Here is a 17,415-nt window from a genome sequence, read left to right on the forward strand (position 1 = left end):
TGTGGTTCAATTACGAGATTGCAATCCCGGGCCGGTTGAACCGACAATGCCGAAGACATGGTCTGCTTAAACGCCGCCGCCGTTTAATGAGCCAGGGCCGGATCGAGGGCGGGGCCCGCCGCGCAGTCAGTGCGACCAGCGCTTGTCGGCCACCATCGGTTGCGGCGGTGGGCCGCTCGCCAGCGCCCGGGTCACCGCGATCGCCCAGTCGAGCGTGGCGAGCCGGCAGGCGAGCGCACTGGCGGTGGCATGCATGCCGATGTCGGTGCCGAAGCGGTCGACGCCCATCAGGTTGCTGCGCACGTCGTCCCAGGCGATCCGGAAGCAGCCCGAGTCGGGTTCGAGATACCAGTCCCAGCCGACCGTCAGGTGGGCGAATCCGGGCGAGGCCGGGCGCTGCCATTCGGTGAAGCCGGCGATGTCGGGAACGAGGCCGTCGCCGCGCAATTCGTCGGCGAGTCCGGGGTCGAGCCCCGAGGCGATATGCACGAGTTCGAGCCCTGCGAACGCGTGCAGGGGCAGGCGCACGTACCCGTCCGGGGACGGCGAGCAGTAAGGATGAAGCAGGGGCGGAGTCATGCGCCGGAATGTATCAAGCCCGTGTGCCTGATGTAACCTAGCAAGAATGACAGCGTGGGAGCTGTTGGAGAGATGATGGAACTACGCTGGCAGGATGCCTACCACCAGTTCAACGCGGCGGAAAACGAGCAGCAGCTCTTTCAGCAGATTTCCGCGTACTCGAAGCGGCTCGGCTTCGAGTACTGCTGCTATGGAATCCGCGTGCCGCAGCCGGGATCGCAGCCCGTGGTCGAGATCTTCGACACCTATCCGCCGGGCTGGATGGCGCACTATCAGGCGCGCAACTACATCGAGATCGATCCGACCGTGCGCGACGGCGCCGCGAGCCCCAACATGATCATCTGGCCCGACGTCGATACGGCGGAGGAACCGTCGCTATGGCGTGACGCGCGCGACTTCGGCATGTCGGTGGGCGTCGCGCAGTCGAGCTGGGCCGCGCGCGGCGTGTTCGGACTGCTGACCATCGCGCGGCGTTCGGACCGCCTGACGCCGGCCGAGATCAACAGCCTGACGCTGCAGGCCAACTGGCTCGCCAATCTCTCGCATTCGCTGATGGGCAAGTTCCTCGTGCCGAAGCTGTCGCCGGCCGCGAGCATCACGCTGACCAAACGCGAACGCGAGGTGCTGAGCTGGACCAGCGAAGGCCGCACGGCCAGCGAGATCGGCGACCAGCTCAACATCTCCGAGCGCACCGTGACGTTCCACATCAACAACATCCTCGCCAAGCTCGGCGCGACCAACAAGGTGCAGGCGGTCGTGAAGGCGATCGGCATGGGGCTGATCCAGACGCCGTAGGCAGCCCGGTTCGATCCGGTTATCCAGTTGAAGGACGACGCGCGCCGGCGCGGGCTTCGCGGCCCGGCCGGCGCGTTCCTCATGGGCGCTCATTCCATCAGCGGCTCGGCTTCCTTCGCCGTCCAGCTCACGCTGGAGATGCTCTTCTCCATGCTCATCCGGCTCGCGATCTGCTCGAGCTTCGGCTGGTCCTTCGGATGCAGCTTCAGCGTGGCCGTGACCTTGATGCGCTCGGGCGGCGCGTCGCCCTCGACGTCCTCGCTCGTCAGGCTCTGGAACGACAGCGGCTTCGCGTACATCGAGTTCGACAGCAGCGTGCGCACGTGGACTTCCTCCGAGGCGAGGCAGATCACGGTGATCTGGTATTCGCGCACCAGGTCGGCGTTCGACACGGGCGTGGCGTTGATCGCGTGGCTCAGCGAGCGCAGCAGCGTGTTGACGAGCAGCACGACCGCGGTGCCGGCCAGCGCCGGCAGGTAGTGGCCGCTGCCCGACAGCACGCCGACGGCCGCCGAGCACCAGAGCGTGGCCGCCGTGTTGATGCCCTGGATCGCGCCTTTCTCGCGCATGATCACGCCGCCGCCGAGGAAGCCGACGCCCGACACCACGTAGGCGGCGATCTGCGTGACGCCGGTCACGCCGTTGCCGGTCAGCACGCCGAGCGTGACGAACAGGCACGCGCCGCAGGTGACGAGCGTGATGGTGCGCAGGCCGGCGGTGCGCTGGCGCATCTGGCGCTCGATGCCGATCGCGACGCCGCAGCAGAACGCGGTCAGGAGGCGGAGAAGGAATTCGACGGTCATGGGTTGTGGGATGCCTGGCAAGGGGCGCCGCGTGGCGCGCGATCGGGCCGCGTAGCCGGTGCGCGCGCGGCGCGCGATCCGCTACGATAGCGCGTACCCGGCAACCGGAATATGAAAATGCGGAGGGCGCATGCCGCGTGAACGAACGCGGTGGCCGGCGCGGCGCGCGAGCGGCGCGGGCCGGCCCCGGGAGGCGGCGGACGTTCAGGCGGAGCGCTGCGCGAGCCTGTCGCGACAACTGTCCACGGAGAAGCCTTTCGGGAAATGGATCGCCGCGATTCTAGCAGGCCCGGCGGCGGGGTGGCGCGTGCCGCCGACCTGCCGCCGCCGCGCCGGTTGCGATGGCGCAGCGGCCTCGCCAAATGGCTGCGCCGACGCGGGCGGGTTGCCCGGGTGCGGAGGCTTCAGGAGCCGGGCCGTGGGCCGGTGCCCGGATGGGAGACGCACGCGCCGATCGCCAGGCGCGCCTGCAACAGGTCGCGCTTCACGCGCTCCACCGGCACGCCGAGAATTTCCGCGGCTTCCGCATACGAGAAACCTTCGAGCGTGACCAGCATGAACGCGAGCCTCGGCGGCCCCACCAGGCAGGTGACGGCATCGACCACCTCCGCATGCTTCGGCGCGTCGGCGCGCGACGCGGCAGGGGCGGACGGCGCGGGTGCCCGGCCGCGCGCTTGAGGCTGGCCGCGTGCCTGGTCGAGCCAGACGCGGCAGACCACCGAGAAGAACCAGCCCGGCAGCGAGGTGCGCGGCCCGAGCCGGGCCGGCGCCGCGAATACGCGCGGGCAGGCGAGGCGCAGCAGGGCCTCGGCATCGCCGGGATTGCCGGCCACCCTCAGCGAAAAAATCCACAGCCGCGGCAGCAGATCCCGCAATGCATGTGAAATGTGTTCACGGCTCATGAGTCGTTCCGGTGTCGTTTCCGGGGCCGGGCGAGCAACCGGCGAGACACGACACTTGGGATACCTATGTATTCGGGGATGACGATCCGGTCGGCGTATCCGGCCGGGGTGAGGCATCAGGGGTGGCCTGAGGTGGAGAGCGCGTGCCCGGTTCGGGCGGAGGGAGACGGGCGTGCCGGCGCGGTGGTTCGGCCGGCGGCGGAGGCAACCGTGCGCGTGGGTCTCACGCGCTGCCTCGCGAAAACAGCTGATGGACATTGTGTCCAAGCGCAGACTGGCTGTCAACGACGAAGCCGGGCTCCCCGGAATGCCCGCCGGTCGGCGAAACCAGGCCGCCGCCCGCGGTTGAACCATGCGGCCGCCGGAGCGGATCGACAGGCGTGCCGCCGCTGCCCGGCGGCGTTGCCGTTTGCGGCCGTGGGCCGTGGAGCCTCGCTGGCGGGCGTGCATGGCGGTCGTCGGCGGCGGGACGCTCGCGAGCGTCCACCGCACGGCCGTGGCCCGCGAGGCTTCGGGCCGGCGCACGCCGCTTCGTATCGAATCGGACCACGCCGATCCCCCGGGCGTCCCCGCGCGACCTCGCCCGCGCGCGCCGCAATGACGGCACAATACGCCATCGCTCACGGCACGAACCCCGCATCCGCATCGGAATCGAACTGCCCCATGCTGCTCAAAACCCTCCTGCGGCGTCTCGATCTGACCACGCTGCAACTGTTCCTCGCGGTCCACGAGGAAGGCACGCTCACGCGCGCGGCCGAACGCGAGGCGATCGCGGTCTCGGCGGCCAGCAAGCGCCTGCTCGAACTGGAGCAGGTGGTGGGCGCGGCGCTGTTCCAGCGCAATGCTCGTGGCATGACGCTGACGCCGGCCGGCGAAACGCTGCTGCATCACGCGCGCCGCGTGATGCGCGACATCGAGAACATCGGCGCCGAGCTGGCCGGCTACGCGAGCGGCGTGCGCGGCTACGTGCGGATGTCGTCGAACCTGTCGGGCATCGTCGAGTTCCTGCCCGAGGACTTGCGCGCGTTCCAGGCCGAGCACGAGCGCGTCAAGCTCGATCTCGAGGAGCGGCCGAGCGGCGGCGTGATCGAGGCGGTGGACGACAGCCTGGTCGAGATCGGCATCTGTTCCGAGGATGCCGACGCGCGCGACCTGCACGTCGAGCACTATCGCCACGACACGCTCGTGATCGTCGCGCGCCACGATCATCCGCTCGCCGCGCATGCGCGGCTGCCGTTCGCGGCCACGCTCGACAGCGACCACGTCGGGCTGCACGTGTCGAGCTCGATCAACATGCGCACCCATCTGGCCGCACGCCAGGCCGGGCGGCCGCTGCGGCTGCGGATCCACGTGCCGGGCTTCGACGCCGTGTGCCGGATGGTGCAGGCCGGGATGGGCGTGGGCGTGCTGCCGAGGAAGGTCTACGCGCTGATGGGACGCCCGCTCGGCCTCGCCGCGATCGCGCTCGACGACGACTGGGCGCGGCGCCGCCTCGTGCTGGTGGTGCGCGACGTGGCCTCGCTGTCGCCGGTCGGGCAGCTGCTGTTCGAGCATCTGCGCACGATCGAGGCGCGCGAGGCCGCGGCGGCGGGCACGGCGGCCGATGATGCGCCGCGGTAATTCGATTCGGTAGACGATTCAACCGACGGCGCGCACCGCGCCGCTCTCTCATGCCCGCCGAGCCTTCGCGGTTCGCGAACGCTCGTTGGCGAAATGCGGTTGGACGTTCGCCGGGCGGCAACCCTACGCTGTGCTCCATCAATGAATCAATCCGGAGACAGCAACATGAGTGGCCCGCTTCAAGGGATCCGCGTGATCGAGATCGGCACGCTGATCGCCGCGCCGTTCGCCGCGCGCCTGATGGCCGAATTCGGCGCCGAGGTCATCAAGATCGAGGCGCCCGAGACGGGCGATCCGCTGCGCAAATGGCGCAAGCTGCACGAGGGCACCTCGCTCTGGTGGTATCTGCAGTCGCGCAACAAGAAATCCGTCTGCGTGAACCTGAAGTCGGCCGAGGGCGCCGACGTGGTGCGCCGCCTCGCGGCCGAAGCCGACGTGGTGATCGAGAACCTGCGCCCCGGCGCGCTGGAGAAGCTCGGCCTCGGCTGGGACGTGCTGCACGCGCTGAATCCGAAACTGACGATGGTGCGGATATCCGGCTACGGCCAGAGCGGGCCGTATCGCGATCGCCCCGGCTTCGGCGCGATCGGCGAGGCGATGGGCGGGATTCGCTACACCACCGGCGAGATCGACGGCGCGCCGGCCCGCGTGGGCGTGAGCCTCGGCGATTCGCTGGCCTCGCTGCACGGCGTGATCGGCGCGCTGATGTCGCTGCTGCGCGTGAAGACCGGGCAGGGCGAGGGGCAGGTGGTGGACGTCTCGCTGGTCGAGAGCGTGTTCAACCTGATGGAAAGCCTGGTGCCCGAATACGACCTGCTCGGCCACGTGCGCGAGCGCAGCGGCGGCGCGCTGCCGGGCATCGCGCCGTCCAACACCTACCGCACCGAGGACGGCGCGTTCGTGGTGATCGCCGGCAACAGCGATCCGATCTTCCGCCGGCTCATGCAGGTGATCGGCCGCCCCGAGCTGGCCGACGATCCGGCGCTCGCGCACAACGACGGCCGCGTGAAGCAGACCGCGATGCTCGACGCGGCGATCGGCGCCTGGACCTCGCATCACGTGATCGACGACGTGCTGGCCGCGCTGGAGCAGGCCGAGGTGCCGTCGGGCCGCATCTACTCGGTGGCCGACATCGTCGCCGATCCGCACTACCGCGCGCGCGAGATGCTGATCCCGGCCACGCTGCCGGGCGGCACCCCGGTGACCATGCCGGGCATCGTGCCGAAGCTGTCCGACACGCCGGGCGGCGTGCAGTGGCAGGGGCCGGCGCTCGGCGAACATACCGCCAGCGTGCTGGCCGGCCTCGGCTACGGCGACGACGAGATCGCGCGGCTGCGCGCGCAGGGAGCGATCCAGTGAGCCACTTTCTCGACACGCCCGGCGGCGCGCCCGCCGACACGCTGGTGGTGCAGGAAGTCGCGCCGCGCGACGGCCTGCAGATCGAGCCGAAATGGGTGGAGACCGCCGACAAGATCGCGTTGATCGACGCGCTTTCGACGCTCGGCTTCACGCGCATCGAGGCCGGCTCGTTCGTCTCGCCGAAGGCGATCCCGGCGCTGCGCGACGGCGATGCCGTGTTCCGCGGCATCCGCCGCGCCCCCGGCGTGACCTACGTGGCGCTGATCCCGAACGCGAAGGGGGCGGAACTCGCGCTGGCCGCGCAGGCCGACGAACTGAACCTCGTGATGTCGGCGAGCCAGACGCACAACCGCGCCAACATGCGGATGAGCTGCGAGCGCTCGCTGGCCGGCTTCGGCGACATCGTCGGCCTCGTGCGCGGCGAGCGCGTGTCGCTGAACGCGACCGTGGCGACCGCGTTCGGCTGCCCGTTCGAAGGCCGCATCGACGAGGCGCGCGTGCTTGATATCGTGGGCGCCTATCGCGAACTCGGCATCGGCGGCGTCACGCTCGCCGACACCACCGGCATGGCGAATCCGCGCCAGGTCGCGCGGCTCGTCGCGCGTGTGCTCGAACTCGTGCCGGCCGCGGCGCTGACGCTGCATTTCCACGACACGCGCGGGCTCGGCCTCGCCAACGTGCTGGCCGCCTACGAGGCCGGCGCGCGCCGCTTCGACGCCTCGCTCGGCGGCCTCGGCGGCTGTCCGTTCGCGCCCGGCGCGTCGGGCAACATCTGCACCGAGGATCTCGTCAATCTCTGCGACGAGGTGGGAATTCCGAACACGATCGACCTCGCGGGCCTGCTGCCGCTGTCGCGCACGCTGCCGGCGCTGGTCGGGCACGAGGTGCCGGGGCAGGTCGCGAAGGCGGGACGCAACGCGGACCTGCACGCGGCGCCGGACTACGTCGCCGGGATCGCCTGAGGCATCGCGCGGCGGACCGGGTACGGACAGCGGCGGAAATCGGCAGGACGAACCGGCAGCACCGACGGCGGCGCGGGCAGCAGCGATAGCGGCACTTGACGCGGCAAGCCACGCAACACCCGACGCCACACCCAACGCGGACCCCGGATCGTGGATCCGGGCAACATCCCTTCATCAATTCGACCGGGCGGCATGGGCCAGCCCGGCATGGAGACAAACCATGGCAATTTCCAGTGCAGTCGCGCCGGAGCGCGAGCTGGGCGGCGAGACCGGCATCCAGGTGATCCGCAAGGTGGCGTGGCGGCTGATGCCGCTGATCATGATCTGCTACCTGTTCGCGTTCTTCGACCGCATCAACATCAGCTTCGCGAAGTTCCAGCTGCAGGGCGACCTCGGCCTGTCCGACACGGCCTACGGGCTCGGCGCGAGCCTGTTCGTGATCGGCTACGTGCTGTTCGAGGTGCCGAGCAACCTGTTCCTGTACCGCGTGGGCGCGCGGCGCTGGATCGCGCGGATCATGATCTCGTGGGGCATCGCCACCGCCGCGATGATGTTCGTCCACACCGAATGGCAGTTCTACGGGCTGCGCTTCGTGATCGGCGCGATGGAGGCCGGCTTCGCGCCGGGCGTGCTCTATTACCTGACGCTGTGGTTCCCGCCGAGCCATCGCGGCCGCATCACCTCGCTGCTGTTCCTCGCCTCGGCGTTCTCGGGGCTGGTGGGGGCGCCGGCCGCGGGCCTCGTGCTGGGCCACCTGAACGGCACGCTCGGCATGCCGGGCTGGCACTGGCTGTTCCTGCTCGGCGGGCTGCCCTGCATCGTGCTCGGGCTGCTGGTGCTGATGCTGCTGAAGGACCGCATCGACGACGCGTCGTGGCTCTCGTCCGGCGAGAAGGCCTGGCTCGGCGCGCAGATCGCGCAGCAGGGCCGCCATCCGGCCGGCGGCCATTCGCTGCTCGGCGCGCTGAAGACGCCCGGCTTCCTGATGCTCGGCCTCGTCTACTTCCTGATCCAGATCGCCTCGTACGGGCTCAACTTCTGGGCGCCGCACCTGATCCGCACGGCCGGCACGCACAACCCCACCCTGATCGGCCTGCTGACCTCGGTGCCGTACATCGCCGGCGCGCTCGCGATGGTGGTGGTGGGGCGCCTGTCGGACCGCAGCGGCGAGCGCCGCAAGTACGTGTTCGCGCTGCTGATGATGGCCACGCTCGGCTTCTTCGCGGCCGGCTTCTTCGACCGGCAGACCACGCTGCTCGTGATCGCGCTCGCGGTGATGGGCGCGGGCGTGGTGGCGTCGATCCCGGCGTTCTGGGCGCTGCCGCCGAAGCTCGTGACGGGTGCCGGCGCGGCGGGCGGGATCGCCGTGATCAACACGCTCGGGCAACTGGGCGGGATCGTCAGCCCGGTGATGGTCGGCCGCGTGCGCGACCTGACCGGCTCGACCACGCCGGCGCTCTACATGATCGGCGTGCTGAGCCTGATCTGCGCCGGGCTCGTCTGGTTCGCGCTGCCGCCGTCGCTGCGCGAGCGCGAGGGGCACGGCGAGCGGTGAGCGGGAGCGGGCCGGCGGCGCGCCTCCGGCTTCGCGTGTGGCCCGTCGCCAGCCACCCTGCATGCGACTTCATTTCGGGACGAAACTCCGGGTCGCGGCAACGGAGAACATGCCTCGATCCCATTCCGCCTTGATTTTTTCGAGGAAGGGACTGTCGATCCGGTGGGATTCCATTTTCAGCACCTCTTCCATCGCGCTGGCAATTCGATCCACCACCTCCTCGGGCTTGGCGACACCACATGAAGTGCGCCCGAATTCCAAAAGCGTCTTCCGGTTCGGGTAGGCCAGCGCTTTGTTGAGCTTGAGTGCCGGTGCACGGTCAGCCAGGATCCGCCCGGATTGCGGATCCTGGTGCGGGTAGACGCTCGTCGTCACCACGTCATAGAGCGGCGCCAGTTCAGGCGTGCGTGCGCTACCGGGGTAATCGTAGAGGATTCCGAAATTCTTCAGGTGCGCATCGCCGTTGCGCACCATCATCGACAGGGTAATGTACTCAAAATATCGGGCAAGGCTCTCGGTCCGGTTCTCGCCGCACTGGATGCCGATCATCACCGCGATATGTTCGTAAGAGCCCATGTATTTTTGATCCGCGCTTCTCCTGAAGAGCACCGCCATGTCCTCGAAGCCGAGCGAGCGCTGTTCGGCGCCCTCTAGATCGAAGCGACGCATGACGAACAGGGACCCGTCGTCGGAGAGCCAGAAGTCCGGCACGCGAATCTCTGCCTTGCGCGCCGCGCTCATGCACAGAAACTCATTCTGCGAAAGGAATTCATAGTCTTCACCCGCGGCCTTCACGATGAGGTCCGGGGTAACCGACGTTGTTTTCTCGACAATGGGAGAGCGGAGGCGCGCTCCTGCGTCCGTCCTGGATCCCTGCGTGGCCGCACCGATCGAGGCCGAATCGGCGTCGGGAATCATGACTTTGGGCTGAAACCCCGAGATCCCCGAGGCGAGATACTGGTTCACGAGATAGTCGAAGAGTTCTCCGCTCGCGCCCGAGGACAGGAGCGTATCGAGTCCGATCTCGGCATCTACCCTTTCCCGAGCTTTTCCCGGCTCCCGATATCTCAGTCGACCAATCTGGTTTCCCCCCGTAATCGAGAGCAGTCGCATATCGTCGAGCGCCGCGTACTTGCCGAACCTCTCCCTGAGCTTGTCCAGGAGGTAGCCTTCCGGCTTGTTCATCGCGAATACCGGCATGAGGACGCTTTCCGCATAGCTCTCTGCCCGCAGCGGCATGATCAGCGAAACCTCCCGGTCACGCTCATGAGCGGTGTAGTTGAAGACGAAATTCGACTCCTTGACGAGGCTGCCGGACAGTCCCTGCGGGGTCATTACCTCCAGCTGCCTGATCCTTCCATTACTCATCGAACAGCCCCTCGACATCGTCGTAGTTGATTTGAGCGGTGTCGATGCGAAGTCCCATGTTCAGGGCAGCCAGCGCACGCATGATGGCGTGAAGGCCGACGTTCTCGCCCTTCTCGATCTGGAGAATCGTCTGCCGCGTCACGCCTGCCTTCTCGGCAAGCCCGGCCTGCGTCAGCTTCCTCTGTGCCCGCTCACGCCGAAAGCTTTCGCCAAATTGGGCAGGAATCACCGCGGTCGGAATGTACAACATGTCTAACTTTTCCTGAATCTTTGGGATGTTTGTTAATTTTACTATACATACCAAAGTCGTGAATATCAAACATCTCGCATGCGAGTGCGAGAAATGTTTGAAATATTCAACTTTCGATCCAATCGCCTGGGAGGGCGATGGCAGTGTGCCTGCGCGCGGAAGGCATCTATGGCGAGACTGCCTGGATCTGCGGCCGATACAAGTCGTCGGCGGTCGTGATCCTGAGTGGCGTCCGGTCGCTCATGCAATCCGCATGAGGCTGTCGGAGCCTGGGTGCGCCTGCCTGCCGGACGCATGATTCGAGTCGAACGGCATGCCTTGCCGATCGGCATCGGCGAGCGATCGGCGAGCCGGCTCGACATGGCTCGCGGCCGATGCGATACCGATGAGCGCCCGACCTGTGCAAGGGCCGCGCTTTGCGGCCGGCGTCGCCGGCTGGCAGGCCACGCGGATCGTGATCGCGTCGGCGTCAGGGGCCGCCCATCATGGTCGGCTGCGCCGCCGGCCCGACGCTGATGATCGCCGCGCCCCCGGCCACCATGCGCGTTACGCGCCGGCCGGCCCCGCCACGAGCCGCACGCGCGTGATCTCCGACGGCGCGCCGAAGCGTTTCGGCGGCCCCCAGTAGCCGGTGCCGCGGCTCGTATAGACCCACAGCCCGTGCAGGCGCTTGAGCCCGGCCACGAACGGCTGCTGCAGCGGCACGAAGAAATTCCACGGGAAGAACTGGCCGCCGTGCGTGTGGCCCGAGAGCTGCAGCGTGAAGCCGGCCTCGGCGGCGGCGTTCGCGCTGCGCGGCTGGTGCGCGAGCAGCACGCGCAGCGGCACGTCGGGCGGCGCGCCGGCCAGCGCCGCGCGCGGGTCGCTGCGGTGCGCGGGATCGAAGCCGCCGGCCGAGTAATCGGTCACGCCGGCCAGCACGAGGCGGGCGCCGTCGTGCGCGAGCGTGCGGTGCTCGTTCATCAGCACGGTCAGGCCGAGGCGGCGGAATTCGGCGACCCAGGCGTCGGCGCCCGAGTAGTACTCGTGGTTGCCGGTCACCATGAACGCGCCGTGCCGCGCGCGCAGGCCGCCGAGCGGCGCGGCGTGGCCCGCGAGCCGCGCCACGCTGCCGTCCACCACGTCGCCCGTCACGGCGACCAGGTCCGGATCGAGCCGGTTCACCGCGTCGACGATCGCCTCCACGTAGCCGCGCTTGATGGTCGGGCCGACATGCACGTCGCTGATCTGCACGATCGTGAAGCCGTCGAGCGCGGCGGGCAGGCCGTCGATCGGCACGTTCACGTCCACCACGCGCGCGAGCCGCCGCGCGTTGACGAAGCCGATCGCGCTGGCCGCGAACGCGAGCAGCGGCACCGCGACGGCGCTCGCCGAGCGCCAGGTGGCGAGCGGGATGGCGTGCGGCGCGAGCGCATCGATGATCAGCAGCACCACGAGCAGCACGTCGCGCGCGAGCGTGAGCACCAGCAGCGACGAGAAGAAGCCCATTTCCAGCAGGCCGACCCAGGCCACGCGGTCGCCGAGCGGCTGCCGCTCGAAGGTGCGCGAGAGCATGCCGAGCGGGATCACGAGGCAGGACGCGACGAGCCACAGCACGGCGACGACGCGCACGGCGGGCGAGGTGAATTCGGGAATCAGGCGCAGGCCGACGTAGACGTGGAACAGCACGCCGAACGTGATCAGCCGCAGCAGGAAGGCGGAAATGCGTCGCATGGTTGGGGCAGCGGAAGTGAAACGGGTAAGGGGGCGGCACCGGCGCGGCGGCGTCGCGACGACAGGGGCCGGGCTGGGTGCGGTGGCGCCGGCGGAGCGTGGATGGTGCCGCGAGCGCAGTCCGGAGCAGCGTTCGCACCGCGCCGCGAGGCGCGAAACGGCGGCCGCGACGACAGCCGCCGCCCGGCCCGGCAACGGCAACCACGCCGGCGTTCGGCGGCGGCATGCCGAGTGGCTCGCGCGGCGCGCGAGGCCCGGCCGGTGCCGTCGGCGACGTGACGCGCAGCGTCGCCGCGAGGGTAGTGGAGGACGGCACCCGACGAACCCGACGCGAGCGCCGCGGCATCCCGGCCAGCGCGAATCTTCGCACTGGCCGCGTCCGTGGTCGACAATACCCGCCTCACCGGCACCACTTCATCGCCTTTTGCCGGCCACCGCACGATACCGAGCACGCCTTCGCGCCGCCTACTCGATGCGGGCGGCTTCGTCGAACGCAAAGCGCGGGCTGCGTGGGAACAGGCCCGTCTCGTCGCCGTAGCCGAGGTTGACGAGGAAGTTCGCCTTGATCTGCGTGCCGGCGAAGAACTCGGCCTCCACCTTGGCCGCGTCGAAACCCGACATCGGGCCGGCGTCGAGGCCGAGCGCGCGTGCGGCGAGGATCAGGTAAGCGCCTTGCAGCGAGCCGTTGCGGAACGCGGTCGTCTCGATCAGCGCGTCGTTGCCGGCGAACCAGCTGCGCGCGTCGGCGTGCGGGAACAGCTTCGGCAGGTGGTCGTGGAACGCCAGGTCCATGCCGATGATCACGGTGACGGGCGCGCTCATGGTCTTCTCGAGGTTGCCCTCGGCGAGCGCCGGCTTGAGCCGCGCCTTCGCCTCGGGCGACTTCACGAACACGAAGCGCGCGGGGCTCGCGTTCGCCGAGGTCGGTCCCCAGAGGGTCAGCTCGACGAGCTGGCGCAGCAGCGCGTCGTCCACCGGCTTCGGTTGCCAGGCGTTGTGGGTGCGGGCGGTGCGGAACAGTTGGTCGAGGGCGGAATCGGAAAGCATCATCGGCGTATCGGGTCTCGGAGGTCGCGGGGATCCCGGGCCGGCAGGCGGCCCGGGTTGCGGGAAAACAGGATGGGGTGCGCGTCGCGGGCCCGGCGGCCTTGCGGCGGCGGCACCATCCCGCGATGATAGCCGGATGTGAAGATTCCTTCCGATCATGGACGATTTGTTCGACTCCCGGCCCACGCCCGAACTCGACTGGTATCCCGACTGGCTGCCGCCCGCCGACGCCGATGCGCTGCTCGCGCGCGTCCTCGCGGAAGTCGCCTGGCGGCAGGACGCGATCCGCACGCCGCGCGGCACGATCCCGCTGCCGCGCCTGACGGCCTGGCAGGGCGAGCCCGATGCCGTCTACGTCTATTCGGGCATCCGCAACGAGCCGGCGCCGTGGTCAGCCGCGGTGGCCGAGCTGCGCGAGCGCGCGCAGGCGACCTGCCGCGCGCGCTTCAACAGCGTGCTGCTGAACCGCTACCGCACGGGCGCCGACGGCATGGGCTGGCACACCGACGACGAACCCGAACTGGGCGCCGCGCCGGTGATCGCCTCGATCAGCCTCGGCGCGACGCGCGTGTTCGATCTGCGGCACGAGGCGACGCGCGTCGTGCAGGCCTACCGGCTCACGCACGGCAGCCTGCTCGTGATGCGCGGCGCGACGCAGCGCGACTGGGTTCACCGCGTGGCGAAGGCGCCGGCCGTGCAGGGCGAGCGCGTCAACCTGACGTTTCGCCTCGTGACGCCGCGCGGCAAGCCATGACCGGCCAGCTCCGCGCGGCCGCCGGCTCCCGCCGCGCCGGTGCCGGTGCCGGTGCCGGTGCCGGTGGCGCGCCCATGCTCCGGACGCGCCACCTGACGAACTTGACGAACCTGACGCCGCCGTCATCGAATCGTCAGCCGGCCGACCCGCGCGGGCCGGTATCGTCGCGCGGACGGGTCGGCCAGCCGGCCCGGGCGCGCCCGGATCGAACGCGCGAGAATGCACCCACGCCGCCGCGCACGGCGCATGCCGGACCCGCGCGGTTTTCCATCGCATCACGACGAGGATTTCATGAAGACACGGATCAGCATCGCCCTGGCCGCCGCGGCCCTGACGATCGGACTGACGAGCCAGGCGGCCGAGCCGCCGCCGCCCACCCTGACCGGCGCGCAGATGCTGCGCGTGCAGGCCGCCCCGGCGATCGTCGAGGGCGCGAGCGGGGCGCAGGTCAAGTCCACGCTCTATGTGTTCATGGACCCGAACTGCATCTACTGCCACCTGATGTGGAAGGCGCTGCGGCCCTACGAGGCGGCCGGCCTGCAGGTCCACTGGATTCCGCTCGCGTTCCTGAAGCCCGATTCGGCCGGCAAGGCCGCCGCGCTGCTGAAGGCGCCCGACGGCGGCGCGGCGCTGCTCAACACGCTCGAGACGAAGTATTCGGAGAAGGACGAATCGGGCGGCATCCCGCCGCTGATGGTGGTGCCGGCCGACGCGAAGGCGAAGCTCGACGCGAACGCGGCGATGTTCAAGGATCTCGGCTTCGACGGCACGCCCACCGTGGTGTTCCGCACCCAGGACGGCAAGTGGCTCGGGCTCAACGGCCTGCCGCGCCTGAGCACGCTGCCCGGCATCCTGAACATGGCCGGGCAGCCGGTCACCGATCCGGAACTGCAGCGCTACCGCTGAGTGCGGCGGCCTTGACGAACGCGGGCGCGTGATGCGAGGAATCGTCTTCAGCGGGTCGCGGTCGTCAGGGTGAGGTTGGTTTTGCTTTTGCCGGAGTGGCTTCGGATGTCGACGGCCGGCTTGGTCGGTTTCGCCGTTACGGCCGTTGCGGCCGCTGCGGCGTCGAGCGTGCCGGCACGGCCGATTCAACCGGCGCGGCATCGCGCGCATCAGTGCGGTGGCCGATGCCTTCCTTCTTGCGGATCCATCCGGCGCGCGGCTTTGACCGGCGCGCCGGGCTTTCCCTCTTTGCATCCCGCCAAGGCTGCGCATGGCCGGCCCGCGCGTTCAGCGCACCATCGTCACCGGCAGCTTCGTCAGGCGCATCAGCCGGTCGTTCAGGCCGAGGCCGAGCAGGCGCGCGAGCCCGTGCAGCGGATCGCGGCGCGGTGCCGTGACGACGATCTCGTCGCAGTCGTGTTCGAGCGCGCAGGCCGCGATCACGTCGGCGGTCGCGCCGAACTTCATCGTGATCGAATGCCTCACGCCCGCGTCGCGCAGGATCATGATCGCCGCTGCCAGATCGTGCTCGGCGGCGGCGTGGCCGATCTCGTCGAGTTCTCGATGGGTGTGGAACGCGTCGGCGCGCGAGCCGCCGAGCGGCGGCTGCACGTTGACGAGTACGACTTCGGAGGCGCAGCGCTCGCGATAGAGGAAGGCGGCGTGGCGCACGGCCTCCAGCGCGCGGGGCGAGTGACCGACGGGGACGAGCAGTTTCAGCATGGCGGCATGGCCTGTGGAATGCGATGCCGGCAGCGTATGCGGAGTGCGGTCTCCGTCTCGTAAAGACTGCGGCGCCCGGCATTAAAATCGCATCAAAAATCGCCGGTGCTCTACGCTGTGAAACGCGTAAAAGAAATCAAAAAAATATAAATTTATGCGCATAAACGGCGCGGCCCGGTGGTGAGCCGCCGCATTGCAACGTCCAGGCTTGATCGGTCCGCATCGTATGATCCAGCGCGAATCGCAATGAATTACGCAAAAGAATTCATGAGTTGACGGCAATTCAGCGCATTTTTGCACGATCGCCGTTTCTATAATGGCCAATGCGCCGTCGCGGCCGGCCTCGGCCCGACTCTCCGGCCGGCGCCCGCCCGCGTGGCGGCACGCTTTCGCACCAGCGGCGCCCGCGTCATTCGCGTCATTCGCGTCATTCGGCTCGGGTGCCGGCCTCATCCGTTCCTGGAGTTCCGCATGAGCGTCAACGATTCCTCGTCTTCGTCCCCCTCCCAGACCGCCGCGCCCCTCGATCCGATCGTCGCGATGCCCGCCCACGCGCTGTCGGCCGCGATTCGCGGCAAGGCCGTGTCGTGCGTCGAGACGATGCGCGCCTACCTCGACCGGATCGAGCAGGTGAACGGCCGCGTGAATGCGATCGTTGCGCTGCGCGAGCGCGCCGTGCTGCTCGACGAGGCTGCGCAAAAGGACGCGGCGCTCGCGCGCGGCGAATGGCACGGCTGGCTGCACGGCATCCCGCAGGCGCCCAAGGATCTCGCGATGACGAAGGACATCGTCACCACCATGGGCTCGCCGATCTTCCGCGATTTCCATCCCGCCGAGGACACGCTCAGCGTCGCGCGGATGCGCGCGGCCGGCGCGATCTTCGTCGGCAAGACCAACACGCCCGAATTCGGGCTCGGCTCGCATACGTTCAACGCGGTGTACGGCGCGACGCGCAACCCCTACGACCTGACGAAGAGCGCCGGCGGCAGCAGCGGCGGCGCGGCCGCGGCGCTGGCCGCGCGCATGCTGCCGGTGGCCGACGGCAGCGATTTCGGCGGTTCGCTGCGCAATCCGGCCGCGTTCTGCAACGTGTTCGGCTTCCGGCCGTCGGCCGGGCGCGTGCCGCGCTGGCCGTCGCTGGACGTGTTCTACCAGCAGTTCGGCGTGGAAGGGCCGATGGGGCGCACGGTCGTCGACGTCGCGCAGCTGCTCGCGATCCAGTCCGGGCACGATCCGCGCGATCCGCTTTCATTCGCCGACGATCCGGCCCGCTTCACGCAGTCGCTCGACGCGGACCCGCGCGGCAAGCGCATCGCGTGGGTCGGCGACTGGCGCGGCCATCTCGCCATCGAGCCCGGCGTGCTCGCGCTCGGCGAGCGGGCGCTCGACACGCTGCGCACGCTCGGCTGCAACGTCGATGCGGCCTTGCCCGACTTCGAGCCGGCGCGGATCTGGCGCATCTGGCTCGCGCATCGCCACCTGATGTCGGGCGGCAGCCTGCTCGCGCACTATCGCGACCCGGCCCGGCGCGCGCTGCTCAAGCCCGAGGCCGTGTTCGAGGTGGAAGGGCTGCTGGCGATGACGGCCGATCAGGTGTACGAAGCGAGCGCCGCGCGCACCGCGTGGTATCAGGCCGTGCTGGCGATGTTCGAGCGCTGCGATTTCGTCGCCGCGCCCACGGCGCAGGTGTTTCCGTTCGACGTCGAGGCGCGCTGGCCGGCCTCGATCGCGGGCCGCGAGATGGATACCTACCACCGCTGGATGGAGACGGTCACGCCGTGGACGCTGGCCGGCTGCCCGGTGATCAACGTGCCCGCCGGCTTCAACGAGGCGGGGCTGCCGACCGGCATCCAGCTGATCGGCCGGCCGCGCGACGATTTCGGCGTGCTGCAGCTCGCGCATGCCTATCAGCAGGCGCGCGACTGGGTGGCCGAGCGGCCGCCCGTGATCGCGGGCTGAGTCGGCACGGCACGGCACGGCACGGCACGGCACGGCACGGCACGGCACGGCACGGCACGGCACGGCACGGCACGGCACGGC

General features: G+C 69.3%; 16 protein-coding genes. 8 read left to right on the forward strand and 8 right to left on the reverse strand.

Features of this window, described 5'->3' with window-relative positions; all coding sequences use genetic code 11:
• Positions 1 to 126 precede the first annotated feature (126 nt).
• Positions 127 to 579 carry a DUF4902 domain-containing protein gene (locus BpN12_RS04805; RefSeq protein ID WP_246794156.1) on the reverse strand — a complete coding sequence of 151 codons (453 nt, stop codon included), beginning with the start codon at positions 577 to 579 and terminating at the stop codon, positions 127 to 129.
• Positions 580 to 654: 75 nt separating this feature from the next.
• Here BpN12_RS04805 and BpN12_RS04810 point away from each other — a divergent pair, with 75 nt between their 5' ends.
• On the forward strand, positions 655 to 1,374 hold the full coding sequence (locus tag BpN12_RS04810; protein ID WP_198254251.1) for an autoinducer binding domain-containing protein: 720 nt from the start codon (positions 655 to 657) through the stop codon (positions 1,372 to 1,374).
• Between the two features lie 89 nt (positions 1,375 to 1,463).
• Here BpN12_RS04810 and BpN12_RS04815 read toward each other — a convergent pair whose 3' ends face one another.
• Together BpN12_RS04815 and BpN12_RS04820 are read right to left on the reverse strand one after the other, a co-directional pair.
• Positions 1,464 to 2,177 (reverse strand): MgtC/SapB family protein, encoded by a 714-nt coding sequence (locus BpN12_RS04815; protein ID WP_042627594.1) that lies wholly within the window; start codon positions 2,175 to 2,177, stop codon positions 1,464 to 1,466.
• Between the two features lie 404 nt (positions 2,178 to 2,581).
• On the reverse strand, positions 2,582 to 3,079 hold the full coding sequence (locus BpN12_RS04820) for an RNA polymerase sigma factor (protein ID WP_246794157.1): 498 nt from the start codon (positions 3,077 to 3,079) through the stop codon (positions 2,582 to 2,584).
• Positions 3,080 to 3,742: 663 nt separating this feature from the next.
• Here BpN12_RS04820 and BpN12_RS04825 point away from each other — a divergent pair.
• From BpN12_RS04825 to BpN12_RS04840, 4 genes are all read left to right on the forward strand, one after another.
• Positions 3,743 to 4,699 (forward strand): LysR family transcriptional regulator, encoded by a 957-nt coding sequence (locus tag BpN12_RS04825; protein ID WP_246794158.1) that lies wholly within the window; start codon positions 3,743 to 3,745, stop codon positions 4,697 to 4,699.
• A gap of 165 nt (positions 4,700 to 4,864) precedes the next feature.
• A complete protein-coding gene (locus BpN12_RS04830; RefSeq protein WP_246794159.1) occupies positions 4,865 to 6,058 on the forward strand; it encodes a CaiB/BaiF CoA transferase family protein in 1,194 nt (397 codons plus the stop codon).
• Positions 6,055 to 7,020, forward strand: a complete 966-nt coding sequence (locus BpN12_RS04835) for a hydroxymethylglutaryl-CoA lyase (RefSeq protein ID WP_246794160.1) — start codon at positions 6,055 to 6,057, stop codon at positions 7,018 to 7,020. The genes BpN12_RS04830 and BpN12_RS04835 overlap by 4 nt, the downstream gene beginning before the upstream one ends.
• 220 nt (positions 7,021 to 7,240) lie before the next feature.
• Complete coding sequence (locus tag BpN12_RS04840) at positions 7,241 to 8,575, forward strand: MFS transporter (protein ID WP_246794161.1); 1,335 nt, start codon at positions 7,241 to 7,243, stop codon at positions 8,573 to 8,575.
• A gap of 69 nt (positions 8,576 to 8,644) precedes the next feature.
• On the opposite strand, the gene BpN12_RS04845 is transcribed toward BpN12_RS04840, so the two are convergent.
• From BpN12_RS04845 to BpN12_RS04860, 4 genes are all read right to left on the reverse strand, one after another.
• Entirely contained in the window at positions 8,645 to 9,910 is a 1,266-nt protein-coding gene (locus BpN12_RS04845) for a type II toxin-antitoxin system HipA family toxin (protein WP_246794162.1), read from the reverse strand.
• 25 nt (positions 9,911 to 9,935) lie between these two features.
• Positions 9,936 to 10,193 (reverse strand): helix-turn-helix transcriptional regulator, encoded by a 258-nt coding sequence (locus BpN12_RS04850; protein ID WP_246794163.1) that lies wholly within the window; start codon positions 10,191 to 10,193, stop codon positions 9,936 to 9,938.
• A gap of 546 nt (positions 10,194 to 10,739) precedes the next feature.
• A complete protein-coding gene (locus tag BpN12_RS04855; protein WP_246794164.1) occupies positions 10,740 to 11,906 on the reverse strand; it encodes a metallophosphoesterase in 1,167 nt (388 codons plus the stop codon).
• 465 nt (positions 11,907 to 12,371) lie between these two features.
• Entirely contained in the window at positions 12,372 to 12,956 is a 585-nt protein-coding gene (locus tag BpN12_RS04860; protein ID WP_246794165.1) for a malonic semialdehyde reductase, read from the reverse strand.
• A 154-nt stretch (positions 12,957 to 13,110) separates the two neighbouring features.
• Between BpN12_RS04860 and BpN12_RS04865 the strand changes: the two genes are divergently transcribed.
• Together BpN12_RS04865 and BpN12_RS04870 are read left to right on the forward strand one after the other, a co-directional pair.
• A complete protein-coding gene (locus BpN12_RS04865) occupies positions 13,111 to 13,707 on the forward strand; it encodes an alpha-ketoglutarate-dependent dioxygenase AlkB family protein (RefSeq protein ID WP_246794166.1) in 597 nt (198 codons plus the stop codon).
• A gap of 291 nt (positions 13,708 to 13,998) precedes the next feature.
• The gene (locus tag BpN12_RS04870; protein ID WP_246794167.1) at positions 13,999 to 14,613 is read left to right on the forward strand and encodes a thioredoxin fold domain-containing protein; all 615 of its coding nucleotides are present in this window, start codon (positions 13,999 to 14,001) and stop codon (positions 14,611 to 14,613) included.
• 327 nt (positions 14,614 to 14,940) lie between these two features.
• On the opposite strand, the gene BpN12_RS04875 is transcribed toward BpN12_RS04870, so the two are convergent.
• The gene (locus BpN12_RS04875) at positions 14,941 to 15,375 is read right to left on the reverse strand and encodes a universal stress protein (RefSeq protein ID WP_246794168.1); all 435 of its coding nucleotides are present in this window, start codon (positions 15,373 to 15,375) and stop codon (positions 14,941 to 14,943) included.
• Positions 15,376 to 15,846: 471 nt separating this feature from the next.
• Between BpN12_RS04875 and BpN12_RS04880 the strand changes: the two genes are divergently transcribed.
• Complete coding sequence (locus BpN12_RS04880) at positions 15,847 to 17,334, forward strand: amidase (RefSeq protein ID WP_246794169.1); 1,488 nt, start codon at positions 15,847 to 15,849, stop codon at positions 17,332 to 17,334.
• Positions 17,335 to 17,415: the final 81 nt, after the last annotated feature.

The sequence above is a fragment of the Burkholderia perseverans genome (assembly GCF_022870505.1).
Taxonomy (GTDB): domain Bacteria; phylum Pseudomonadota; class Gammaproteobacteria; order Burkholderiales; family Burkholderiaceae; genus Burkholderia; species Burkholderia plantarii.